General features: G+C 48.4%; 26 protein-coding genes. 8 read left to right on the top strand and 18 right to left on the bottom strand.

Annotation, left to right across the window (positions count from 1 at the left end):
* Window positions 1-11: 11 nt before the first annotated feature.
* From ABEW34_RS16120 to ABEW34_RS16070, 11 genes are all read right to left on the bottom strand, one after another.
* Window positions 12-1673 (bottom strand): putative polysaccharide biosynthesis protein, encoded by a 1662-nt coding sequence (locus ABEW34_RS16120; RefSeq protein ID WP_430160192.1) that lies wholly within the window; start codon window positions 1671-1673, stop codon window positions 12-14.
* A gap of 30 nt (window positions 1674-1703) precedes the next feature.
* The gene (locus tag ABEW34_RS16115; protein WP_430160191.1) at window positions 1704-2426 is read right to left on the bottom strand and encodes a ThuA domain-containing protein; all 723 of its coding nucleotides are present in this window, start codon (window positions 2424-2426) and stop codon (window positions 1704-1706) included.
* Between the two features lie 386 nt (window positions 2427-2812).
* On the bottom strand, window positions 2813-3295 hold the full coding sequence (locus ABEW34_RS16110) for a DUF456 domain-containing protein (protein WP_338554993.1): 483 nt from the start codon (window positions 3293-3295) through the stop codon (window positions 2813-2815).
* A 7-nt stretch (window positions 3296-3302) separates the two neighbouring features.
* A complete protein-coding gene (locus ABEW34_RS16105; RefSeq protein ID WP_430160190.1) occupies window positions 3303-4055 on the bottom strand; it encodes a Cof-type HAD-IIB family hydrolase in 753 nt (250 codons plus the stop codon).
* A gap of 188 nt (window positions 4056-4243) precedes the next feature.
* Window positions 4244-5116, bottom strand: coding sequence for a metal ABC transporter permease (locus ABEW34_RS16100; protein WP_430160189.1), 873 nt, complete (start codon window positions 5114-5116; stop codon window positions 4244-4246).
* Complete coding sequence (locus ABEW34_RS16095) at window positions 5113-6051, bottom strand: metal ABC transporter permease (RefSeq protein WP_430160188.1); 939 nt, start codon at window positions 6049-6051, stop codon at window positions 5113-5115. The genes ABEW34_RS16100 and ABEW34_RS16095 overlap by 4 nt, the downstream gene beginning before the upstream one ends.
* Before the next feature lie 5 nt (window positions 6052-6056).
* Window positions 6057-6836 (bottom strand): metal ABC transporter ATP-binding protein, encoded by a 780-nt coding sequence (locus ABEW34_RS16090; RefSeq protein WP_430160226.1) that lies wholly within the window; start codon window positions 6834-6836, stop codon window positions 6057-6059.
* Between the two features lie 28 nt (window positions 6837-6864).
* Window positions 6865-7836 (bottom strand): metal ABC transporter solute-binding protein, Zn/Mn family, encoded by a 972-nt coding sequence (locus ABEW34_RS16085; protein WP_430160187.1) that lies wholly within the window; start codon window positions 7834-7836, stop codon window positions 6865-6867.
* A gap of 201 nt (window positions 7837-8037) precedes the next feature.
* Entirely contained in the window at window positions 8038-10101 is a 2064-nt protein-coding gene (locus ABEW34_RS16080) for a peptidoglycan D,D-transpeptidase FtsI family protein (RefSeq protein WP_430160186.1), read from the bottom strand.
* 18 nt (window positions 10102-10119) lie between these two features.
* Window positions 10120-11298, bottom strand: coding sequence for a transglutaminase domain-containing protein (locus ABEW34_RS16075; RefSeq protein ID WP_430160185.1), 1179 nt, complete (start codon window positions 11296-11298; stop codon window positions 10120-10122).
* Between the two features lie 154 nt (window positions 11299-11452).
* Window positions 11453-11914, bottom strand: a complete 462-nt coding sequence (locus ABEW34_RS16070) for a hypothetical protein (protein ID WP_430160184.1) — start codon at window positions 11912-11914, stop codon at window positions 11453-11455.
* Window positions 11915-12141: 227 nt separating this feature from the next.
* Here ABEW34_RS16070 and ABEW34_RS16065 point away from each other — a divergent pair, with 227 nt between their 5' ends.
* Complete coding sequence (locus ABEW34_RS16065) at window positions 12142-13308, top strand: MFS transporter (RefSeq protein ID WP_430160183.1); 1167 nt, start codon at window positions 12142-12144, stop codon at window positions 13306-13308.
* Window positions 13309-13473: 165 nt separating this feature from the next.
* Window positions 13474-13830 carry a toprim domain-containing protein gene (locus tag ABEW34_RS16060; protein ID WP_430160225.1) on the top strand — a complete coding sequence of 119 codons (357 nt, stop codon included), beginning with the start codon at window positions 13474-13476 and terminating at the stop codon, window positions 13828-13830.
* Here ABEW34_RS16060 and ABEW34_RS16055 read toward each other — a convergent pair.
* From ABEW34_RS16055 to cyoE, 3 genes are read right to left on the bottom strand one after another with little or no spacing between them, the layout of a single operon-like run.
* Window positions 13827-14771: an AEC family transporter gene (locus ABEW34_RS16055; RefSeq protein WP_430160182.1), complete on the bottom strand. Its 945-nt coding sequence runs from the start codon at window positions 14769-14771 to the stop codon at window positions 13827-13829. The genes ABEW34_RS16060 and ABEW34_RS16055 overlap by 4 nt on opposite strands.
* A gap of 2 nt (window positions 14772-14773) precedes the next feature.
* Complete coding sequence (locus tag ABEW34_RS16050) at window positions 14774-15394, bottom strand: SCO family protein (protein WP_430160181.1); 621 nt, start codon at window positions 15392-15394, stop codon at window positions 14774-14776.
* A gap of 40 nt (window positions 15395-15434) precedes the next feature.
* A complete protein-coding gene (gene cyoE / locus ABEW34_RS16045) occupies window positions 15435-16334 on the bottom strand; it encodes a heme o synthase (RefSeq protein WP_430160224.1) in 900 nt (299 codons plus the stop codon).
* A 419-nt stretch (window positions 16335-16753) separates the two neighbouring features.
* Between cyoE and ABEW34_RS16040 the strand changes: the two genes are divergently transcribed.
* Together ABEW34_RS16040 and gerQ are read left to right on the top strand one after the other, a co-directional pair.
* On the top strand, window positions 16754-17176 hold the full coding sequence (locus ABEW34_RS16040; protein WP_099516675.1) for a cell wall hydrolase: 423 nt from the start codon (window positions 16754-16756) through the stop codon (window positions 17174-17176).
* Between the two features lie 53 nt (window positions 17177-17229).
* Window positions 17230-17775, top strand: a complete 546-nt coding sequence (gerQ, locus tag ABEW34_RS16035; RefSeq protein ID WP_430160223.1) for a spore coat protein GerQ — start codon at window positions 17230-17232, stop codon at window positions 17773-17775.
* Window positions 17776-17821: 46 nt separating this feature from the next.
* Here the strand turns inward: gerQ and ABEW34_RS16030 are convergent, their stop codons facing one another.
* Window positions 17822-18112 (bottom strand): hypothetical protein, encoded by a 291-nt coding sequence (locus ABEW34_RS16030; RefSeq protein ID WP_430160180.1) that lies wholly within the window; start codon window positions 18110-18112, stop codon window positions 17822-17824.
* A gap of 106 nt (window positions 18113-18218) precedes the next feature.
* On the opposite strand from ABEW34_RS16030, the gene ABEW34_RS16025 reads away from it, so the two are divergent.
* A complete protein-coding gene (locus ABEW34_RS16025) occupies window positions 18219-19205 on the top strand; it encodes a metal-dependent hydrolase (RefSeq protein WP_430160179.1) in 987 nt (328 codons plus the stop codon).
* 160 nt (window positions 19206-19365) lie between these two features.
* On the opposite strand, the gene ABEW34_RS16020 is transcribed toward ABEW34_RS16025, so the two are convergent.
* Complete coding sequence (locus ABEW34_RS16020) at window positions 19366-19578, bottom strand: alpha/beta-type small acid-soluble spore protein (protein ID WP_341281516.1); 213 nt, start codon at window positions 19576-19578, stop codon at window positions 19366-19368.
* A 138-nt stretch (window positions 19579-19716) separates the two neighbouring features.
* Between ABEW34_RS16020 and ABEW34_RS16015 the strand changes: the two genes are divergently transcribed.
* Complete coding sequence (locus ABEW34_RS16015; RefSeq protein WP_430160178.1) at window positions 19717-19899, top strand: DUF5325 family protein; 183 nt, start codon at window positions 19717-19719, stop codon at window positions 19897-19899.
* Here ABEW34_RS16015 and trpS read toward each other — a convergent pair.
* Window positions 19896-20885 carry a tryptophan--tRNA ligase gene (trpS, locus tag ABEW34_RS16010; RefSeq protein WP_430160177.1) on the bottom strand — a complete coding sequence of 330 codons (990 nt, stop codon included), beginning with the start codon at window positions 20883-20885 and terminating at the stop codon, window positions 19896-19898. The genes ABEW34_RS16015 and trpS overlap by 4 nt on opposite strands.
* A gap of 445 nt (window positions 20886-21330) precedes the next feature.
* Here trpS and ABEW34_RS16005 point away from each other — a divergent pair, with 445 nt between their 5' ends.
* Together ABEW34_RS16005 and ABEW34_RS16000 are read left to right on the top strand one after the other, a co-directional pair.
* Window positions 21331-22422: a permease gene (locus tag ABEW34_RS16005; RefSeq protein WP_430160176.1), complete on the top strand. Its 1092-nt coding sequence runs from the start codon at window positions 21331-21333 to the stop codon at window positions 22420-22422.
* Window positions 22419-23321, top strand: coding sequence for a TIGR03943 family putative permease subunit (locus ABEW34_RS16000; protein WP_430160175.1), 903 nt, complete (start codon window positions 22419-22421; stop codon window positions 23319-23321). Before ABEW34_RS16005 ends, ABEW34_RS16000 begins: the two co-directional genes overlap by 4 nt.
* 123 nt (window positions 23322-23444) lie before the next feature.
* On the opposite strand, the gene ABEW34_RS15995 is transcribed toward ABEW34_RS16000, so the two are convergent.
* Entirely contained in the window at window positions 23445-23864 is a 420-nt protein-coding gene (locus tag ABEW34_RS15995; RefSeq protein ID WP_430160174.1) for an O-methyltransferase, read from the bottom strand.
* Window positions 23865-24033: the final 169 nt, after the last annotated feature.

Raw genomic sequence — 24033 nt, 5'->3', positions numbered from 1 at the left:
AAACAAGCGTTTTACACCGCAGCGCGGCCAGTCAGCCTGAACAGCTTGGCAAACAGCTTGCGAAGCGGTCCTGGGAATGTTTTCACATCTTCCGCAGTCACGACGCGCAGCAAGATAAGCAGGCCTAAATACAAACCGCCAATTACGACGCCAGCGACCATGAGAGAGATCAGATAAGTCAGCCTAGCCGGCAGCTCAAAGTCTTCTAACAGCCATCTGAGCCCTTTGTCCATTCCCCAGCCTGCTGCCATGGAAAGGAGTACGGCCGCGAAATAAGGCACCCAGCGGCGTCCGAGCACGTTGAATTGCACATAGGTGCGAATCGATTGCAAATTAAACCAGGTAATAAAAATAAAACAAAGCGTTGATGCAGCAATAAGCCCATAAATACCGAATATCGGAGCCAATACGAAGCTGGCCACCAGCTTGAGCCCAATGCCAATTAAGGTGTTATACATCGCTAGCCTTGGCCTGCCAAGCCCGGACAATACCGAGTTGCTGATCATCATCGTCGCTTGGAAGATCGTACCCGCTGTCAATGCCGCCACAATGCCGCTGCCTTGCGGTCCTGTGAACAGCAGCCCTGTAACCGAATAGGCCAGAACTGCAAGCGTCAGCGCCGCTGGAATGCCGGTAAACAGCACAATACGCATAACGAGCGACGTTTGGCGATTAACCTCTGACATATTCCGCACGGAAAAGGCAGAGGATATAACCGGAATAATCGAAGTGCTCAGCGCTATCGCCAAAATCGGTGGAATGCCGGCAATGGATTGCGCTTTTCCCCCAAAATCCGCCAATATCTCAATTGCCTGATCATAGCTGTAAACTCCCGCTCTCAATTTCATGAGCAAGTAATTATCGACCATGTAAATGAGTTGAACCGTTATAGCGGTAACGACAATCGGGATTGAAATCGAAAATATTTCCCGGTAAATAGTGCGAAAAGGAATATGGGACGCTTCCGTTTTTTGTAAAACGATCGTATTTGCAGCTTCGCTGTCCGCTGTCCATTTATCCATTTCAAGCTTGTCGGTCCGGCGCAGCTTGATTGCGTACCAGATCATGACCGCAATAGCCCCTATCGCTCCAAAAAAGTTGCCGAAGGACGCTGCTGCTGCTGCCAGTTGATCTCCCCAGCCCCAAGCGAGTACGAGAATCGCCAGGCCGACACCGACCACAACGCGCATAATTTGCTCCATAATTTGTGAGAGCCCACCCGCCATCATGAGCTGTCGGCCTTGAAAGTAACCTCGCATCATGGCGATTAGAGGGAATAGGAGCAGTGTCGGCGCTATCGCCCGAATAGCAAATACCGCATCAGGCAAATCTTGAGAAACGGCTAGCTGCTCTGCAAAAACATACAATAATGTAGACAAGATGAGTCCTGTTACCAAACCGAACAAAAGCGCCGCCTTATAAATGCGCTGCGCTTCCTGCTGACGGCCGAGCGCGTAACGCTCGGATACCATTTTGCTAATGGCGCTTGGGATACCGCCTGTTGCTACAATAAGTAAAGTTAAATATAAATTGTTGGAGACGGTAAAGCTCGCCAAGCCTTCTTTGCTCAGCATATGCTCCAGCGGCACACGCTGGAAAATACCGAGCACTCGGGCGACCAGCGCGGCCATGGCTAAAATCAGCGTTCCTTTAATAAGTGAATCTTTCTTCATAGCGGGAATGTCTCTCTTTCGAATGCAAGATTATGGTTTCACGATGAGTTCAAGTGGCTGGTGATTGCCACGGAAGGGTACACCAGCGTTTGAGGGCTTCGCCCAATGAACCGCATTTTTGATCACTTGGAGCACTTGTTCATTGTAATAAGTCGGGTGTGTTTCATGACCAGGGCGGAAGTAAAAAATCTTTCCTTGGCCGCGATAGAAGGTGCAGCCGCTGCGGAACACCTCGCCGCCCTCGAACCAGCTCAAGAATATGAGCTCATCCGGTGCGGGAATATCGAAATGCTCGCCGTACATTTCCTCATGCTCGATGGTAATGTACTCAGGTAATCCGGCCGCAATCGGATGGGCCGGATTAACGGTCCAGATCCGTTCCTTCTCGCCTGCTTCGCGCCATTTTAGATCACAGGTAGTGCCCATCAATTTTTTGAAGATTTTCGAAAAATGGCCGGAATGCAAGACAATGAGTCCCATGCCTTGCATGACCCGCCCATGCACACGTTCAACAATCGCATCATCGACTTGATCATGGCCCATATGTCCCCACCAGATCAGGACATCCGTGTTGTTCAGGCGTTCTTCGGTCAGCCCGTGCTCTGGCTGATCGAGTGTAGCCGTAGCGATTTCAAATGAATCGGTGGCGATGCCGGCTGCCAGAGCATTATGTATCCCATCCGGATAAATGCGCTGCACCTCTTCATGCACCTTCTCATGCAAAAACTCGTTCCAGACCGTCACCTTAATCATTGATTGTCAGCTCCCCCAATTATAATAAAACGAATTCAAAACGTTGTTGACTATGTTTAACTTAACAGGTTATGGTTTTGTCTTTTAGGTTTTGTCTTTTGTATGATCTTATAAGTTTTTGATGCTCCCCTACAACAGCGAAGGCTTGTCTGAGCTGCTTTGTTGTAGAAACCTTTTGATGAAAAGGGCGGAGTGGAGTAAAAGGTTGGGATTTGAGAAGCAGAGCGTTCGTCTAAAGCTTTTAGTAGGAAAGCAGCATCGTAAGCATACTCCCGTGCCTCTGAATTTACACCGCTAATGCGGTATATTCAAATGAATTCAGAGCAACAACGATCGAAAACCAAACCTTTTACGCAGCGCAGCCTATTTTCATCAATCTCAGGTTTTTAAACAACCAGCCAAACAATAAAGAGCACAATCATGATGGACTGCAAAACAACCTTCACCACAACGCTAGTCAGCAGCCCGACAAGCGAGCCGATACCTACCTTTGCAGCATGCTTCCACTCTTGAACGACAAAAAACTCGCCGATGACCGCGCCCACGAAAGGGCCGATAATGAGACCAAATGCCGGAATGACGAATGGTCCCAAAATAAGACCGATGGTACTTCCGATTATAGACGCCTTGGAGCCGCCAAATCGCTTGACGCCCCAGGCGCTGACCGCATAATCCGCCACAAACAAAACCACGACAATGAGCGTTTGGAGCGTCCAAAAGACCCAGCCGAACGGCTCAAATGTAATGCACAGGCCATAAGCAAAAAACGCGGCGTAAATCGCAAGCGCCCCTGGCAAAATTGGATACACCGTACCCGCCATGCCGACAATAAATAAAATGATAACGAGAGACCAGCCTAAGATGTCCAAGCCGTTTTCATCCCTTCAGTACATATTTCTTAATAATTTCGGCAACGCCATGCTCATTATTCGACAGCGTAATCACGTCTGCCGCTTCTTTCACAGCATCTTGGGCATTGCCCATAGCAACGCCAAGTCCGGCATCGCGAATAGCGGCAATATCGTTCAAGCTGTCCCCGACTGCAACGACCTGTGACATGTCAATGCCCATAACCTCGCAAAGCTCGCTAAGCGCGGTTGCTTTGGTAATGCCTTTTGGATTCATCTCCCAGTTGCTCGTCGAGGAATTTGTAATTTCAAGCGCATTCCACTCGCTGACTTCCTCGTAAATCTTCTTAAGTACGACATCATCTTCGGTGTAGTAACCAAATTTGAGCCAATGATGAGCTTCATAATCATCCGCTGGCGCAATCCATTTTTCCAAATTATAAATGTCCTTCGTGCTGTACGCCCAAAACCAGGTGCCCGCATGCTTCTGCGCAATTTTATGCAGCCGCTCTACATATACCGGATCAAGCAGCGCTCTGCGGTGCAGCACATGAGGCTTCTTCCAGATCTCTCCGCCATTTACCGTAATCATCGGCGTTTCAAGCTGCAATTGCTCGGCAAACGGCAAGGCGCTGCGGAAGCCGCGTCCCGTGGAAAAACTGACCGTTACACCAGCATCAAGCGCCTTTCTAATCCACAACGCATTTTCATCGCTAATTTCACTCAGTTCATTCAGCAGCGTCCCATCCATATCGAGTGCTACTAATTTATAATCTGCCATCTTTACCTCCTGCATTTGCTGCATAACATCATATCTTGATGCAATACAGCCATTTTATCATATTTTGGGCGTAAGCCAAACGATCCTGCTCCACTTCAAAAAAATAAAGGCCAACCGCAAATTTACGGTTGGCCTTCATGACTGCTGCGTGATGAAACGCAGCATAAGAAAAGTTCGCATAACGCGTACTATTGTGCTAAACGGCGCAAACGCCATTTTTTCCAAATGACGCCATGGCTAGGCGAGAACAGCAGGGCCAAGATGAACAGCACACCGGCAGCACTAACGATACAGCCTGCAATCGAAGCATCAAGCACAGTTGCTATGCCATAACCAATAAACGTGCTGACGATGCCGACACCGGCGCTCATCGCGATCATGACGCTCAGCCGTTCCGTTAATAAATAAGCGGTCGCAGCAGGAATAACCAGCAGTCCGACAACGAGGATCGCCCCTACGCTCTCGAAGGAGCTGACCGTCGCCATCGACACGAGCCCCATCAATAAATAATGGAACAAGGCAACGGGAATGCCGCAAGCAGCCGCAAGCGCAGGATCAAAGGCGCATAGCTTGAACTGCTTGTAGAACAGCCCGATGACGACTAAAATGACCGTTAACGTAATGCCCAGCAGCCAAACCGCTATCGGCCCCATACTGACGCCATTCAGCGTCCACGTATTCCAGTGCACATAGGCTATTTCTCCATATAAAATTGCATCCTGATCGAGATGCACCTGGCGGGCATACAGGCTCACCAGCAATACCCCGGTAGCGAACATCGCGGTAAATACAACGCCAATGGAAGCATCCGATTGAATGCCGCTTTGCTGAAACAGCTGAATCAGGAACACCGCAAGCAAACCGCAGGCCATAGCAGCCAGCATCATGACGAGCGAATCACGCGAACCGCTGATCAGAAAAGCAATAACGATGCCCGGCATAACCGAGTGGCTAATCGCATCGCCGATCATCGCCATTTTTCGCAATACGAGAAAAGCTCCCAGTATGCCGCAGCAGCTGGCGACAAGCGAGCCCGTCAGCAATATCCAAAAATCGCTCATAGCGCCGCTCCCCCTTCCAGCTGCCGTTCCTTATGCCCTTGCTCCTCCTTGATGGTACGTGCAACTTTGAGCCGCAGCAGCCGTTTGGCGAGCAGGCCTCTACGAGGACCAAACAATATCGAAATCAAAAATAATGCCGTTGCCGCAAGCACAGTCAGCGGACCCGTTGGCAAATTCGAGCCAAGCGAGCTAATAATCGTGCCGACTCCGCCGCTCAAAGCGCCGAACAAGCCAGAGATGACAACCATAAAACCAAGCTTATCCGTCCAATAACGAGCCGACACCGCCGGCGTAATAATCAGCGCAGCCACCAGCACAACACCGACCGCTTGAATACCCACAACTACAGCTACGACCATCAAAAACATAAGCAATTGCTCAATTAGAGCAACCGGATAGCCAAGTCCGCGCGCAAAGCCGGGATCGAAGGATACAAGCTTGAATTGCTTGAAAAACAACGTACAGATCGCGATGAGCGATAAACTCACAATCGACATCGTAAGTACATCGGAGCCAACCATTGCAGCCGCCTGACCGAATAAAAACTTATCCAGTCCCGATTGATTGCCGTATTCGCCATGCTGGATAATCGTTAATAATACGATGCCGAAGCCGAAAAAGCTGGATAACACAATCCCCATTGCCGCATCATGCTTAATTCGCGAATTTCGCGTAATCCAGCCGATGCCGAACGTAGCGACAAGGCCAGCTGCCCCTGCTCCAAGCAGGAAAAACAGCAGCGATTTTGTGCCCGTCAGCATAAAAGCAATACAAATGCCGGGCAGCGCCGCATGAGCCAGCGTATCGCCCATCAAGCTTTGCTTGCGCAAATAGGAGAAGCTGCCGATGACGCCACTGCTTAAGCCAAGCAGCGTGCAGCTTAGAAAAATCCATTGCATGTTCGGATCTTGAAGCAGTCTCCACAACGTTTCCATCAGCCTCACCCTTTCGTTACAGCAAGCCGGGCATTTCCGCCACGCTCTAGAAAGGCAAGCCGCCCGCCATAGGTTTGCTGGAGCATTTGCTGGGTAAATACTTGTTCGGTTTTGCCATATGCCTGAAGCTCCACATTGAGCAGCAGCACAGAATCAAAATATTCCTCGACCGTCGCCAAATCATGATGAACGACGATAACCGTTTTGCCCTGCCGCTTCAGCTCTTGCAGCAAAGTAATAATCGCCTTCTCGGTTGCCGCATCGACGCCTGCGAATGGCTCATCCATGAAATACAGCTTGGCGTCCTGCACGAGCGCCCGTGCCAGAAATACCCGCTGCTGCTGGCCGCCGGACAGCTGGCTAATTTGCCTTGTGGCGAAATCCGCCATGCCGACCTTCGCCAAGCATTCCATCGCAAGCCTGCGCTCCTTCGCTCCCGGGCGGCCGAACAGGCCCAGATGGCCGTAACGGCCCATCATGACCACATCCAGTGCGTTCGTTGGGAAATCCCAATCAACCGACTCCCGCTGCGGCACATATCCGATCAGCCTGCGCTGCTGGCGATAAGGCTTTCCGTAAATCAGCACTTCCCCGCTGAGCCGAGGAATAAGGCCAAGCGCCGCTTTCATAAGCGTGGACTTGCCCGCTCCGTTCGGCCCGATTACGCCGATCAGCTCCCCTTCTGCTACGGAGAAGGATACGCCGCGCAGCACCGGTTTTTTCTGGTAAGCTACGCTTAAGCCTTCAATTGTCAAAGGAGCTGCCGTTTTCAAATGATTTTTCATAGTAGCCATCGCCTCTCACTGCTTCTTGTTATTTGAGTGCATTTACAATTGTATCTACGTTATGTTTAACCATACCAATATAAGTACCTTCTTCCGTTCCCGGATCGCCCATTGCGTCAGAGAACAATTCGCCGCCGATCGTTACCTCATGTCCTAATTGGCGTGCACCCTCAATAACGGAATCGATGGATTTGCGCGGAACGCTGGATTCAATGAATACCGCTTTGATTTGTTTTTCAACGAGGAAATCCCTCAGCTCACTCACATCCTTCGATCCATACTCAGACATCGTATTCATTCCCTGTAGACCTGTGACCTCTAGGCCATATGCAGCACCGAAATATCCGAAGGCATCATGCGCCGTTACGAGAATTCTGCCTTTTTCAGGAATCGTTGCGATTTGCTCACGGGCATATTGGTCAAGCTCTTCAAGCTTTGCCAGATAAGCCTCCGCCCGTTCCCTGTAGCCCGTCTCGTTCGCCGGATCCTTCTCCACTAGCGTATCGCGCATAACTTCGGTGGCCGACATCCACAGCTTTACATTAAACCAGATATGCGGATCATGCGATGTCGAATCGCCGCCTGGATTGCCATGCAGCTCCGACTCTGGAATTTGCGAGGATACCGCTACCGTTGGCTTTTGCTTCTCCAGCTTCTCGAACATCTCTCCCATTTTCCCCTCCAGGTGCAAACCGTTATAAAAAATAATATCCGCTTCATCCAGCTTCTTTACATCGCCTTGAGAAGCTTTGTATAAATGGGGGTCGATACCCGACCCCATAAGTCCTGTAACAACTACATCGTCTCCGCCAACCTCTGCCGCCACATCCGCAATCATTCCGGTCGTCGCCGTTATGTTCAACTTTCCATCCCCGCTCGCGGCTTCGCTTCCATTGCCGCCGCTTGCACAGCCTGCCATTACAACTGCGGATAAAGCCAAAAACATCAACATCATAATTAACCTCTTTAACGCCGAATTCATTTTACGCTGCTTCTTCATGTTTCCAATCCCCTACCCATCTATTTGATTTGATTTGATTGCGCTGATATATTTTGCCTATGCGAATTTAAGTTAGCCAAGCGCCTCTTTGTTTATATTATACAAAAAAGTTTCTCTAGTGCAACATTTATTTTTAGAAAAGGGCCTTTCCAACCAGCAGCGCTGTTGAAAAGGCCCTTTAGAATAGGCTATATATCTAGATTATTGCACCGTTGTTTCCGTTCCGGCAGCATCTGTCTCAGTCGAAGCAGCGGCATCCTTTGCCTTTCCAGGGGTGCCATTCAGACCTACTTCATAATCATAGGCATCAAAAATTTTACGGGCAACCGGCGCTGCCGACCAGCCTCCAAAGCCGCCATCTGGCATAACAACCGCTACAGCAAGCTTTGGCTTATCTGCTGGAGCATAAGCGATAAATATACCGTTATCTGCTCTTCTGCCTTTTACATCAGACTGGGCAGTACCTGTTTTCCGATTAAACGTGTAACTTACTCCATCAAATCCCTGAACGCCTACTTTCCCCATACCGGTCTCGATCTCTTTCCAATATTCTTCTGGAAAATCTACTGTGTTCAAAACTTCAGGAGTGAAGGATTGAACAACGTTTCCAGCAGAATCTTTGATCTCATTGACAAATTGTGGTTTCATCCTTTTTCCGTGATTAGCAAGCATAGAAGCATACACAGCTAATTGTAAAGTCGTATAGCGTGCCTGTTGTCCAAATGATGCACGAATAAGAGCAGATTGCGCACTCGCTGTTTCCAGTTCATGATAGTAGTCGACAACACCTTTTTTCTCCATGTAAAGTCCGCTTTCAGTAGAAACCCCAAGACCAAATTCTTTCATATATCTATCCCAGACATCTACACCTTCAGCTCCTGGATATTTCTGATTCAACCTGCTGCCAACCATAGCTGCCATAAATGGATTTGAAGATTTCTCAATTGCTCTTGCTGGATCAAGGGCCCCATAGACGTGACCACCAGCATTTATAATAGGCACTTCATGACCAGCTTTACCAAACTTAAAAACACCTGTATCGTTATAAACATCTGTCGTCTTAAACAAGCCTTCATTCAGCCCAATTAGAACTGAGAGTGGTTTCATAGTAGAACCAAGAGGGACAAGAGAAGAAGGATGTTTGGCTCGTTCTTCATCAGAATCATATTTTGGATATACCTCAGTAATCGTACCGTTATTTACAACATTTTTTATATTGTCATAATCCTCTTGATTTATTCTTCCTCCTGACCAAATGTTCGGATCATAATCGGGCATACTTGCCATTGCAATAACTTTACCTGTATCGACTTCAATAGCAACTGCAAATCCTATTTTTGCATACGACGCCCGTTCAGCGGATACGGAAGATGTACTGATCTTTTTGATTTGATCTGTAATCGCTTGTTCTGTCGTCAACTGAACACCACGATTAATTGTCAGATATAGGTCATCGCCTTTCTGTGGGTTTGTAATTTGTACAGGACCTACAATAACCTCCTGATTATTGACCGGATAGCTTTTCAATCCATTTTTACCACGGAGCGCATCCTGATACAGCATTTCCAATCCGTCCACGCCAACCTCTTCGTCTTCCAAATACTGCAATTCCGGCTCTGTTTCTTTAGCCTTATCCGCATAGAAGCTAAAGTTCTCTCGCACACCGCCCTTAAATTTCTTTAAGTAACCAACTAGCTGTACAGCTGTCGTGTCTTGGCTATAATGACGTACGCTTTCTTCCATAATATCGATTCCAATAAATTTGCTTCGATTACCAAGAAAATAAGCTATTTCCTCATTTGTAAGACCAGATTTGATTCGTCTCGGCGTTGAAATATTATTTAGCTTAAACTCTAAATCCATCTGTTTGATGACATCATCAACCGTCATTTTAAGCTCAGGATTTCCATACTTATCAAAAATTTCAACGAGATTTGCAGCTTCTTCTCTAGCCATCTTCTCCAAGTCTGCCGTTTTATAATTCGGCGGAATGCTGAAATAAAGCGACTGCGTCGAAGTCGAATACGCAATGGCTTTCCCTTCGGAGTCATAAATATTGCCGCGAATCGGTGCGATTTTCACATTGCGTGTGCTTTTCTTGCTGCCCGCTGCACTAAGCGTCGGTCCTTCAACAAACTGCAAAATAGCCAATTGAATAATCAGTACGCTGAACAAACCGAAGACGATAAAGAAAAATAAGTTCAGGCGAAAGGAGAAATGGCGTTTATTATTAATTTCCCTTTTCTGTGGATCATCTGTCAACATGCTCACCTCAATTATAAATTAAATACTCAGCTGCTTATCCCGAATATGCGTCTGCTCAAAGTCCGGCGAATTAAACCAATCGCCCGAGGAAGCCCAAGTCGCATCCAGCGGCAGCCATTTCCCATTGATCAACACTTCATTCCATGCATGGGGGCCAAAGCCGCCCTTCCCATCTGCGCCAAGTCCCGTTACAACTCGCACCTCGACGTCTACAGCTCGCGCCATCATATCATACAATCTCGCAACATCGATGCAGACACCTTTTCTCGTATCAAAAGTGTTTTGCGGAGATTGCTCCTGCCAAATGCCCTGCTCCTCATAATTGCGTGCCTTGTCCCAATCATAGGCAATTCGCGTGCCTAGCCACGCATACAGCGCTCTTGCTTTCGCCTCATCCGCCCCTGCATCCTTGACGACCTGCACTGCCGCCTGCTCAATATCTGCAGGAATGGCATAATCAATCACTTCATATTTACGCTGTAAAATATTTTGGAATTCCGCCTGCATCGCCTCGGCCAAAACAGGTCCGCGTCCAGCAAGCATATCGCCCGCGACCGGTTCCAGCAGCACAGCAGCTTGCGTATACAGTGGCGATTGCTGAATCGTCTGTGCTCCAACGCCATTAGGCAGCAAGGACACATACACGAACAGGACACCCAAGATGATGCAAGCACGGCCTGCTCCATGGATAGCGCCTAATAATGCACCAAAAGCGCGGCTTGCCGCCCGCTGCCTTGGAAGCATCATCCGTCTCTCCTGCTGTCGCCCGTCCTCGCCTACGAGAACCCTTCGCCTAAATAGGAGCTCAAACAGTGGGTTCAGCCCAGAGGCCGCTACTCGCAGCAGCAAATAAATGAATAGAAACAGCAGGACATAACGCAGCAGCGCAAAATCCCTTATACTCGTTATCAACGTGTACCAAGCCTGTTCAATCGACCCCAGCGCTCTGCTAGGCACGACGACATGCTTCCTCAGCATATCGGCAGCGACTGGAGAAAGCTTTCCCGCCCAATGCGACGCGAGGACAAGACAAGCCACGATGACGATGCTTTCCCACACAAAAAAGAAAAGACGCCTCGCCGATCCCGATGCGCCTCTAATCAAACCCTGAATGAGCGAGACGAGGAGCACCAGGAGAACGACAGCTGTGACAGGCTCCATCATGCTTTGGCCGTCTGTCTGAATCCAATCCGTCATTCCGATAATCCCCCTCATTCATTGCTCAAAACTTTATCCAAGGTGAAACGGCCGAAAGCCGTCATCTGGCGGCAAGGCGCGTTTCAATCCGAGAAATATAAGCCTAAAGATAAGTGTGAAACTTATAAATTTTTATATATTATAGTAAAAGTGCTTATTGTTTGTTTTGTTTGGCTTGATCAATAATCGATTGAATCGTCTCGTCAATTTGCAGTTTAAACAAGTCATTCCCGCGGTAAGATACGGAAACCTCATTCGTTCCCGGCATGCCAGTCAGTGCTACGCTATCTGTAGCGACCGTATAGGAACCGTCCTCATTTGTCGTAAACTTGGCATTCTTCGCTTCGCCGATCATAGCCGAAATCGCTTCCTGCTTAAGACTTCCCGTTGTTTCCTCCAGCTTTGTGCCAAATGCTTTCAAATCCTCCATCGTATACCCGCTGTAGACGATAACGCCAAACACAATGATGGCAACTAAAGCCCATTTAACAACGGTTTTGACGATACGGATAACAAGCAGCAGCACAACAAGGGCAATAGCAAGCACAAACCAATGGTCCTTCAGAAAATCGCTCCAAGTATTCCAATCATAACTTGAAAAATCCAAAAACTCCAACCTGACCCCTCCTATTATAACGTGCGGACACTGCTATTATCAAACATTATACCCCAGCTGCAATCCAGCGTAAACGCTAGACGTCTTGCTTTATGCAGACATATCCTGTCCGACCTTGGCGTACAAGTAAATTATATGGCTCAGGGGCATGGCCTATGAATGGAATGAGCGTGACCGTCATCGATGCACTCCCTGCTAAGCTGATAACAATCTGGAGGTGAAGCCTGATGAAAACCGCCATCTGGCTCTATTTTTTTCTGTTCGTCGCTTTTTTTGATTTGCATGCTCAATATCCGATTTTGACACCCTTCGCCATCTCGCTTGGCGCAGCGCCCTCGTTCATTGGGCTGATGATGGGCATGTATTCCATTACGCATCTGCCTGGCAACCTCATTGCCGGCTATGGCGTGGACCGCTTTGGCAGCAGGCTGTTTATCGTCTTCAGCTTGCTTGGAGCCGGCATCATCCTCTTGTTTCAAGCCCAAGTGACGAATCCTTGGCAGCTGCTTGTCCTTCGGTCCATTAGCGGCTTCGTGCTCGCCTTCCTTTCGCCAGCATGCCTTGCCCTGCTCGCCCGCATGACTAGCAATCGCACCGAGCAGGGCAAGCTCATGGCTGGCAATGGGCTCGTACATACGCTGGCAACCGTCGTTTCCCCAGCAGCAGGCGCTTATATGGTGGCCAAAATCGGCTTCACCACCGCATTTTATATGCTGGGCTGGATATTAATCGTTACTGCGATATGCGCGCTGTTTTTTATTCGCGACATCCCGGCTGCTGTCGTTCCTGTCACTTCTGCCGGAGCACAGTATCAGAAGCTGCCGTCCCCAGCGGCCGCCGATTCAAAGTCGGTTTCTTGGCTGATTTATGTATTGCCGGTTGGCATCAGCTGCGCGCAGGGCATCCTGTCCTTTGAGCTGCCGCTCATGGCAACAACGACCGCTGGCATGATGACGACAGGCTTGCTTTTTTCCGTGGTCAGCATCGGCGCATTGATTACGCTCAGCATGCTGTTTCTCAACCGTCTCTCCGCCTATCGCCGTACTTTATGGGGGGCGCTCGCGCTGGCTTTAATTTATTTCACAATAGCCGCTGATTCGCCACTGCCCTTCGCTGTCATGCTGCTGCTGGTTGGCATGGCAAAAGGCATCGTCATTCCCGCCATTTCGATATTGCTTATTGAGCTAAGTGGAGGCGCACGCTACGGCCGCACCTTCTCCGCACTGTCCATTGCCTATTCGATTGGAGCCTTTCTCGGCCCCATGCTTGCTGGTCAGCTGCGCAACTATATGTCGCCGTACTATATCGCATTTCTAGTCCTGATGCTCGCTGTGTCGATTCTCCCTTTCCACCGCCGCAGCCCGCTCGTCTCGCGAACCCATTTCTCATCATGACGTCCGCAAGCTTTTCTCCTTGTAATTTGATACACTGGATGCAAGGTAAAACGGCTGTCGCCGTCTTTTGGCGGCGCGGCGCGTTTCAGTCCGAGAAATATAAGCTCATTTATAGTGTGAAGCTTATAAATGGTTATATATTAAAAAAACAAGGTGATCAGCATGATAGACATTGCGATTATTGTGGAAGGCAAAAATGATAAAAGCCGCGTCAGGCGCGTACTTGACGAGAGTATTCCGATCTATTGTACATACGGTACTCCCGGAACCGAGCAGCTTGAGAAGCTGAAGAGGCAAATCGCCGAAAGTCACGTTTATATTTTCACAGACAATGATTCCTCCGGCAAACGCATTCGGGGCATGCTGCGCGATGTGTTCCCTGATGCAGAGCATATGTATACGAGACGCGGTTATTCAGGCGTAGAGCATACCCCCGAGGAATACGTCATCGCCCAATTAGAAAAAGCGGGATTAGAGGAACATATTCTGTATCCTCCTCCCGCTCCTACCCCACAAGATTAAATATGAAGTATAAAAATAACGAATGATACCGTCACAATACTGAACACCGTTGATAAAAATACCGCCTGTGAAGCAAATTCCGGCTCATTGTCGAATTCCACCGCCAGCAGCACGCTGCTCAGCGAGGTCGGCACCGAGGCCGACACGATTAGCGCCGCTGTCGTCAGCCTATCGAATACGAACAGACCTGTGGCGCTGATCAACCAAATAGCAAGAGCTGCCAGCAGCGGGCCTCCTATTAGCCGAAGCCCGTTCGACAGCAGCACATTGCCAAGCAGACGCTTGTCGAAACGCCACTTCATGCTGCCCAACTGAACGCCGAGCGTAATGAGCGCTGTCCCAATAAATCCTTTTGCCAAATATTCAATTGGCGTTTGCAGCGGCTGCGGCATCTCTACGTCCAGCCCTTTTAATAAAAAAGCGAGCGGAATGACATAAATAATCGGCATCGAAAAAATCGTCTTCAGCGTATCGCGCCATGACAGCTTATGAGCGTTTACGCTGTAAATGCCGAACGTATTCGGCAAAAAGGACTGCGTCGTCATGACCAATATTTGCACCGCCAGCGTCACCGGGTTCCCCGCAAACGCCAGCTGATTGAGCGGTATGCCGTAATTGGCACTATTGTAGAACAGCACGCTGTTGCGCATCGATCCACGCATGCCTCCTTGCAGCCTACGCATTTTCACAACGACCTCTACCGCTAAAGCTTGCAGCAGCATGAAAATAAAAACAAACAGCAGCACCTTCCATATTAGGCTCATTTCTAGCTCCGTCGTGCGCAGCAGCTGAAAAATAACTGCCGGCGAAAAAACGTAAAAATTCAGCTTGGATAAGGTTTTGATGTCCAAAGAAAAAAGCCGCTGCATTGAGAAGCCAATAGCTATCATCAATGTTAACGGCGCAACATTACTCCATAAAATATGATAAAAGATAGCCATCGCTATTCCTTCGCAAGCCGCTTCATATCCGCAACGATGCTTTCCGGCGTCAATTCCTCATCGCTTCCAGAAATCCATTTGCGAATTTGGCCGGTTTTGTCCACCAGAGTAATGACATTCATATGCGTAAAGCCGGTTCCTTCTTTGTCCTTAATGGCACTGGCGCCAAAATCCTGGGCAAGCTTGATAGCCGCCTGCGGGTCATCCCCCCGCAAAAACGCCCAGCCTTCATTCAGCTTGGCATAATTGCGCTCCGCGAACGCTTTAATAACCTCCGTTGTATCACGCTCGGGATCGAACGTAATCGAGATCATTTCGGCATCTGTGCCAAGTATGCCTTCCTTCTCCAAACCTTCCTGCACCTGTGACAGCAGGAACGTCGTTGGCGGACATACATCCGGGCAATTGGCAAAATAAAAATAAACCAATCTCGCTTTGCCATTCGTCGATTCCTTCGACACGGTGTTGCCATCCAAATCCGTAAGCTCAAAGGCCGGCGCTTCTTGCAGAACCGGCATCGGCGCCTCCGGTTTAAATACATTGGTCATTAATAAATAAATGCCCATCCCCAGGCAAAGTGCCAGCACAGCAATTTTGAAGCTATGTTTTTTCAAAAAATCCATGATCCCCATCCTCCCATGAAACTTGTCTAGAAATGATACGCTATTTCACCGTATTCACAATCATGACGATGAAAATAACCATTAGATAGTTGACCGAAATGAGAAAATTCGTTTTCGCCCATTTCTCCGTATCCTTCGCCTTCAAGCCGCGAATCGTATGTACGGCCCACAGTACACTGCCTGCAATGGACAGGATTAGAAAGACATATCCGGTGTAGCCATAATAAAACATGAGAAAGCAAGTAGGTATAAGCAGCGCTACATAAGGAATCATTTGCAGCTTGGTCCGTCTAATCCCCTTCACAACCGGCAGCAGCGGGAAGCCAGCCGTGCGGTATTCCTCCACTCGTCTAATGCCGAGCGACCAGAAATGAGCGGGCTGCCATAAAAATAATAAAGCGAACATGAGCCAAGCTCCTGCATCCACCTCATTCGTTACTGCGCAATAACCGATGACCGGAGGCATCGCTCCTGAAATTCCACCTACCGACGTACTCCATGTGGAGCTGCGCTTCAACCAAATCGTATAAATAACGATATATACGAACCAGCCCAACAGCCCTAACCAGCCCGTAAGCGGATTTACTGCTATAAATAGCACCAATTCCCCAATAATGCCGAGCACAAGGCCGTATCCAAGCACAAACAGCGGCTTCATTCTGCCTGTCGGCAAAGCTCGTCCTTTCGTTCTCTCCATCTTCTGATCCAGCTCACGATCCCAATAATTATTAATGACGCAAGCAGATGCCATCGTAAGCGTGGAGCCAATCAACATCCAGAGCAGATCAAACCAGGCAATTTCCCATTTGGAAGCTACCCAAAAGCCGCCAACGGCTGCAAACATATTGAGCCGGAGCAACCCTGGTTTTGTCAATGCTATCAAGTCTTTAAACACGAAGCGAGCCTCCCGAGTATGTGACAAGGTGCAGGTAGCACCCATACATTTCATTGGTCAATCGTTCTTAATCATACAGAAAAAACCACGTTATGACAACGCTCAAGCTTATTGTTCATCAATTTGCCACTCAAGCAAAAACGACTTCGTCGTCCTTCTGGGACGTGCGAAGAGCTTTGTCGGAGAAATATAAGCCTATTATTTATACGTGTGAAACTTATAAATGCTTATATTTCAAGGTGAAGCGGCTGAAGCCGTCCTTTGGCGGCGCAGCGCGTTTCAGTCCGAGAAATATAAGCGTATTTATAGGTGTAAAACTTATAAATGCTTATATTTCAAAAAAGTGAAAATAATTTTGGAACCCTTTCTCTGGGCTCACAATACACTAAGTATGTAGTTTAACGCCCATGATCATTCGCCTATAATTCGGCGGAGCGTCATTGAGGGTTGAAAGGAGCCTGCCTGTGGCAGTCATCAAGACAAATGCAGAGGATACGAAAATGCTGGCTAGGCTGATGCGCGCAGAGGCGGAAGGGGAAGGCGAGCTCGGCATGCTGATGGTAGGCAACGTTGGCGTCAACCGCGTTCTGGGCAACTGTCTCGACTTTAGAAATATTCGTTCCATTCCGCAGATGGTGTTTCAAAGCCCCGGAGGCTTTGAGGCTACACAGAAGGGATATTTCTATCAAAAAGCGCGCGATCGCGACATCCGGCTCGCCGAGCGCGTCATTGGCGGGGAACGGCAGCATCCGGCGTCGAATGCACTGTGGTTTTTCAGGCCGGCCGCAGGCTGTCCTGACACCTGGTACAATCAATCGAACAGCGGCCGTTATAAAGCCCACTGCTTCTTCGTACCTACAGCAGCTGATTGTCCAAGTGTGTATTAGCATCATCGCAAATGCAGCAAATGATTTTTTATTTGGAGAGCGAGGAATTTTACATGACGAATGGTTATGGTTACAAAACAGCAGTTAGTCCGGCAAATACAGGGGGCTACGGCTACCCTTATCAGATGGGCGCGCAGCCGATGCCAATGCCAACTCCGATGCCTATGCCGATGCCGGCAATGATGGGTGGCCAAATGCCTGCCATGCAGCAGGTAGCGGGCATGCAGGCGATGCAGCCGATGCCGGTTAACGTGCCTAGCGGTTCCTTCGTAACACCGTCCGGAGGAAATGTAGTTACTGTTCCAGTCGTAGAGGAATCATACGTAGAAAATATTTTACGGCTTAACCGCGGCAAAATGGCTACCTTCTATATGACATATGAGAACAACCGTGAGTGGAACGCGAAAACGTTCCGCGGCATTATAGAGGCAGCTGGCCGCGACCACATTATTATTAGTGATCCAACAACCGGCATGCGTTATCTGCTGCTTTCCATTAATCTTGATTATGTTACCTTTGATGGCCCAATCAATTATGAATATCCATTCCAAGGCGGCAAAATAACAAACACTACACCGCTAAGCACCAGCCGCGACTAATGCTAACAAGCCGCTGCTAATGGCAGCCCTCTATTTTCGCGCTTCATTATTTCGGCGCAGCGACTGGCTTAAACGTCCACACATGCACCTTCGCTGCGCCGCCCGGCACCCAATCGGCCATCTGACCCCAAGAAGAACGCTCATTCAGGCGTTCTTTTTTTATATGCTCCGCCTCCTCTGCGCTTTCTGCCTGCCATACCTCAACGAATAAATCAGGCTGATCTGTTCCTTCATAAACACGGAGTGCGGCATTGACTGTTTTCATTTCCTCTATATAATGTAAATACTCGATTTTGTTTTCGGTTTTAATACGATATTCCGCAAAGCAAATATACATCGTTACATCCCCTTTTCATTTCCTAAACTCTCCTTCATAAATCAGCTTTCAGCCGTCGATACTACCGTATACGGACGCTTGAATGAAGATACAGGAGGTTGCTACCGTGGATACAGGAACACATCTAGTTATAGGCATTGGCCTTGCAGGCCTTGCCACCATTGACCCCGTTATTGCAGCTGATCAAACGCTGCATACGGCAGTCTTGATTGGAACGGTTGTTGGGTCACAAGCTCCCGACGCCGATACGCTGCTGCGGCTGAAGGGCAATGCCAGCTATATCCGCAATCATCGCGGCCTTTCACACTCGATTCCGGCAATAGCCATTTGGACTATCGTAATTACCGGATTGTTGGAGCTGTTTTACCGTGGCAGCCTGCCTTGGCTTCATGTTGGTGGCTGGGTACTGCTCGCCGTATGCGTCCATGTGCTGAGCGATCTATTTAATGCATATGGTACGCAAGCGATGCGTCCGTTCACGGAAAAATGGATTTCATGGAACATTATACACATTTTTGACCCCGTAATCTTTATCACCCACATTATTGCGATTTTATTGTGGGCAATCGGGGCCATCAGCCCAACGATCATTTTTCCGATTCTTTATTTATTTACAGCCGCTTATTTTGTATGGCGAACGCTAGCCCAGCGGATGATCATGCGGAAGCTTCCTTCGCTGGATAAAGAAAATCTTTCCGCAGACGGATATTTGCTCATTCCAACCGTATCGCTCAGCATTTGGAATGTGGTCAAGCTAATGAAGGATGGCAGCTTCGCAGTTGGCGATTTGCGTAATGGCTCGCTCCGTTGGGTCGATCGGGTCAAATGCTCGGATCATCCCGCAGCTGCCAGGTCCAAAAGCGATCCCGCCATTCGCTCTTTCCTTTATTTAACCAAGTTTGCCTGTGCCGATGTCACTGAGCATGAATGGGGCTATGAAGTGCGCTGGTCCGATGTCCGCTACAGGCATCGCAAGCAATACCCTTTTCTCGGTGTCTTATTAATGGACAAGGAATACAAAACCTTAGGCTCTTACGTTGGCTGGCTAAGCGACGAACGGCTAATGAAGCGGCTGCGAATGAATACTTATTAACAGCCCAGTCTTTATGGGTTGACGGCGGAAAGCTCCTTCCTTCACAATAGAAGGAAGGAGCTTTTCTTTCTTTTGTGCCCGCGTGTCAAATGGACGAAGAAGAAGCCCAGGGTTTCCCCTGAGCTCCTGCTTTGTGTTGCTTTGTGTATAGAAAAAACGATTAACGGTAACCGCCAGACAATTGTTGTTCGGCAATTTGAACTAGTTTTTTCGTAATATATCCACCCAGCGAACCTGCATCGCGAGTAGAAATATTGCCGTAGTAACCGTCTGCCGGAAGTTGAACACCAAGCTCTTGAGCTGCTTCAAGTTTCATTTGATTCAGAGCTTGCGTTGCTTGTGGCACCACCAATGTATTGCTTCTGCTAGACATGAGGAATTTCTCCTTTCAGTATGGGCACTGTGATATGTTGCAAGCTTGCAAGCTTATTATGTGCACGGCCCAAGAAACCTATTCGGATTTTCAAAAAAATATTATCGGGCGGTTACTGCCCCAGAGGAGAACCTCATTATGTCCAAACCATTATCACTGCTTTTCGCCGTCGTTGCTGTACTTTTGATGAGCGCTACCGCCATTTCCATGAGCTATAATGCATGGCTCGCTTTGCTATTTGCTGTCCTTACGTTATTTTCAATCGGTGCAGGCTTCATTGTGAAAGCGAGACTTAGACGGCTAAAAGGGCAAAAAAATTAGCGTTTTGGTGCTAGAAAACCCATTCTTTCTTTTACGTCAGCTAGCGTACGATCAGCAATTTCCGCAGCTCGTTCAGCCCCCTGCTTCAAAATTTCGTGGATTTCGCCCGATGCGCGAATTTCTTCATATCTCGTCTGCAGCGGCTCCAGTACGGAGACGACTTGCTCAGCCAAGGCTTTTTTGAATGGGCCATAGCCTTGCCCTTCGTAACGCGCCTCAACCTCTTCAATCGTCAAGCCTGCACAATTGGCATAGATGCTCATGAGATTGCTGATTTCAGGCTTGCTCGCTACATCATATTTCACTTCTCGGCCAGAATCCGTTGTCGCACGGCTAATTTTTTTACGAACGACATCTGGCGGATCAAGCAGGGCAATGAAGCTTCCGGCATTCGGATTGCTCTTGCTCATTTTTTTGCTGCCGTCGTCCAAAGACATAATGCGCGAGCCATGCTTCGGCATGTAAGGCTCTGGAATGGTGAAATATTCGCCAAAACGGTTATTGAATCTGCCTGCAAGATCGCGCGTCAGCTCCAAATGCTGCTTTTGATCATCACCTACTGGAACTAGATCAGCGTTATACAGCAAAATATCCGCAGCCATCAAGGATGGGTAGACGAATAGTCCAGCCGGAATCGACTCCTTGCCTTGGGACTTATCTTTAAACTGCGTCATACGCTCCAGCTCGCCCATATAAGAAAGGGTTGTGAAAATCCATCCCAGCTCAGCATGTGACCTCACATGCGACTGGACGAATATGCTCGCTTTCGCCGGATCAATGCCAGCAGCAATATAACAGGCGGCTACCGCTTCTGTCTGCTCGCGCAGCGCGGCTGGGTCTGGCAGCTGCGTTGCAGCATGCAGATCAACAATCATAAAAAAACATTGCTCGGAATGCTGCAATTTGACGAAGTTCTTCATTGCCCCGATGTAATTGCCCAGTGTGAGCTGACCGCTTGGCTGAATGCCTGATAATACTTTTTTCATCTTCAATCTTCCTCTCCAATTTAAAAATCAACGCAAAAAATCCCCCGCCGCAAGGGACGAGGGACCGTGGTGCCACCCTAATTCGCTATCCGCAGCCGCCATTATAGGGCAACTTAACAATCGGACTAGCCTTCAATATTCCATAACGGGGAATTACCGGAGAAGCATCGGCAGCGCGAGTCGCTGCGTTTCGCTTTCGGCTCGGGGGCCCATTCGGCTTCAGGCTTGCACCGGTTCACACCTAACCACCGGCTCTCTGGACGCAATTTACCTGCACGTACTTGTTCCCGTCATCGCATTTACAATGATTATACAGCCCTAACAGCCAATGTCAAGCCGCAGGGCAGCCGCTTTTGCTCATAAAGTTGTCCTATTCTGCTTTTTGGATGCATAAACTATGATATAATCGTAATTATTACTATATGAAAAGCAGGTGTGGTTTTTTATGCCGATTATTAGATTTCGTTACATAACCGTGCTGTTGGCGCTTGGCTGTGCTGGAATACTCACTGTCATTGCTTTTAATCGCTCATCATCTTTCACCTTTCTCGATTTTGCCCATGCCCAGTCGTTCAAAATTACATTTTTGAGCATTATTTTAGAGGCGATACCGTTTATCCTGCTTGGCGTGCTGTTCTCCGGCCTGCTTCAAGTATTCGTGACGGATGAGATGATTCGTAAATTCACGCCTAAAAATCCAATTGCCGGCGTGCTGTTCGGCGGCTTGCTCGGGCTTGCTTTTCCGCTATGCGAATGCGGCATGATTCCCGTCGTCAGGCGGCTTATCCGCAAAGGCATGCCCGCTTACATTGGCATTGTTTATTTGCTCGCCGGGCCAGTCGTTAACCCTATTGTGTTCACGGCTACCTTTACCGCTTTTCGTTCATCTCCGGAAATGGCCTATGCCCGCCTTATTCTTGCGTTTGCGGTAGCGGTCATTATTGGGCTGATTATGCATTTATTTATGCGAAAAAGCCCTCTTCGCGATGCGCACACGCCGCAGTTGGCTGTGCATTCCAGTCATGAAGATCATCATGGAGATCATCATGGAGATCATCATGTACATCACACATCTAAGCATGATCACAGCCACTCTCACGAACATCATCACCATGAGCAACAAGGCAGTCTCGGCAGCCGATTGTCCGCCATGCTTGGACATGCTTCGGATGAATTTTTTGAGATGGGAAAATATTTAATTTTCGGCGCACTGCTTACTGCTGCGATTCAGACCATTATGGACAGAAGCGTACTTGCCTCTGTAGCTGATCAGCCTATGCTTTCTTATTTGGCTATGATGGCCTTTGCCTTTATTTTATCGATTTGCTCTACATCGGATGCCTTTATCGCCGCTTCCTTTGGCAATGTGTTTACAAGCGGCCCGCTGCTTGCCTTTCTCGTATTTGGCCCGATGATTGATTTCAAAAATATGCTCATGCTGCTATCCGCCTTTCGGCTCAAAATTGTACTGGCGCTCGCCCTTCTCTGCTTCATTTTAATTGGGTTTGGATCCTGGATTATGGAGGTATGGTTATGAGGCATCATCTGCTTAGAGCTTTCATTCTGACTGCATTTGCTTTACTTATCGTTTATTTATCCCGCTCCAATCAGCTCTCCCTGTATATTGCGCCAAGGATGGAGCTCTATGTAAAGCTGTCTGCTCTTGGCTTGTATGCTGCAGCCATCCATCAGCTGTTTCTAGCCTTGAAAACAAGGCGCCAGCAGCATCAGCATACGGCTGAATGCGGCTGTGAGCATGCTCCATCGCCATCCGTGTTCAAAAACACGGTCATCTACAGTCTTTTTATTTTTCCGCTAGCGCTCGGCTTCCTCTCTCCTGCTGGTGTTTTGGGCAGTACGGCCGCATCGAAAAAGGGCGTAAGCTTTGCCGCTTCTACTACGGTTCAGCCGCTCGGCACCGAGCCAAGTCAGCTCGCCGTCTCCTTGCCTGAACCGTCCGCTTCCCTTGCACCGAAGCCGCTGACCTTGGAGGAGCGTTTCCCGTACGATGAATACACGAAGGCTCACGCCGAATACGGCATGAAGCTGTATCAGAAGCAGAAAATTACCGTCCCGGATACGACCTACATTGAGACGTTAACCACACTCGATTTGTATCGCGATAATTTTATAGGCAAAACGATTGACATTAGCGGGTTTATTTACAAAGAGGATGACATGGGAGAACAGCGTTTTGCCGTTAGCCGTTTCGCCATGACCTGCTGCTCGGCGGATGCCGTGCCCTATGGTTTAATGGTTCAAGTCAGCCATGCAGACGATTATAAGGATTATGCCGCAGATGATTGGGTAAGCGTCTCGGGCAAGCTAATGACCTCCATGTATAACGGCAATGAAATTTTGACCTTAAAGCTCAATACGATTAAACGTATTGCTGCACCCGAATCGCCTTATGTTTATGCGAATTTTGATTTTTAACCATCCAGCATGCGAATAAAAAAATACGAAGCCTCCAGCTCATTTCGCAACACGAGCTTCGGTTCCGGAGGCTTCTTCAAGCTATTGCCATCAGCTGCTTCAATTTCAGCGCTAAACCTCGCTCTATTCAGCACCTGGGTACAGCTCGCGCACATTCGATTGGCGCGGCTGCTTGTAGCGGTAGCTCCAGTTCGACGTATTGTAATTTGACTCATAGCAGACGCTTGCCGACCATGATCCCGCCCCTTGCTTTACGGCAAAATCGTACATAATCTCGCCATGCGTCCAATTGCGTCTATATTTTAGGCCTTCTATCGCCATCTTTCTGAAATCCTGCACCTGCTTAGCGGTCATGCCAGAGTTCAGCTTTTCAAATTGGCCATTTCTCGTCTCTAATGGGTTATGCCTCATACCAAATTTCCCAACCGCATTGTTGCGGATATGTATACATACCGTTCCTGCAATCGCATTCATTAATTCCTCTTCCAATTGCCGAAATACAAAATCAACTTGTCTTGCTAGTGACATTGATTCCAATTCCATACCCATACTCCTCCTGGTTGTAAAATAGTCATTATATATAAGCGTTTCCCTAATTATCTCTATATGTATAGTTCTTGGGACTCATTATAGTTCAAAAATCATGAAGTTACAATAAGAAAATTCGCAATTTTCAGTCAATTTTAGCTAACCAAAAGAATCATTGCCGCCC

It is taken from the genome of Paenibacillus algorifonticola, assembly GCF_050481745.1.
Taxonomy (GTDB): domain Bacteria; phylum Bacillota; class Bacilli; order Paenibacillales; family Paenibacillaceae; genus Pristimantibacillus; species Pristimantibacillus algorifonticola_A.
This window is presented reverse-complemented; position numbering and strand designations above follow the sequence as displayed.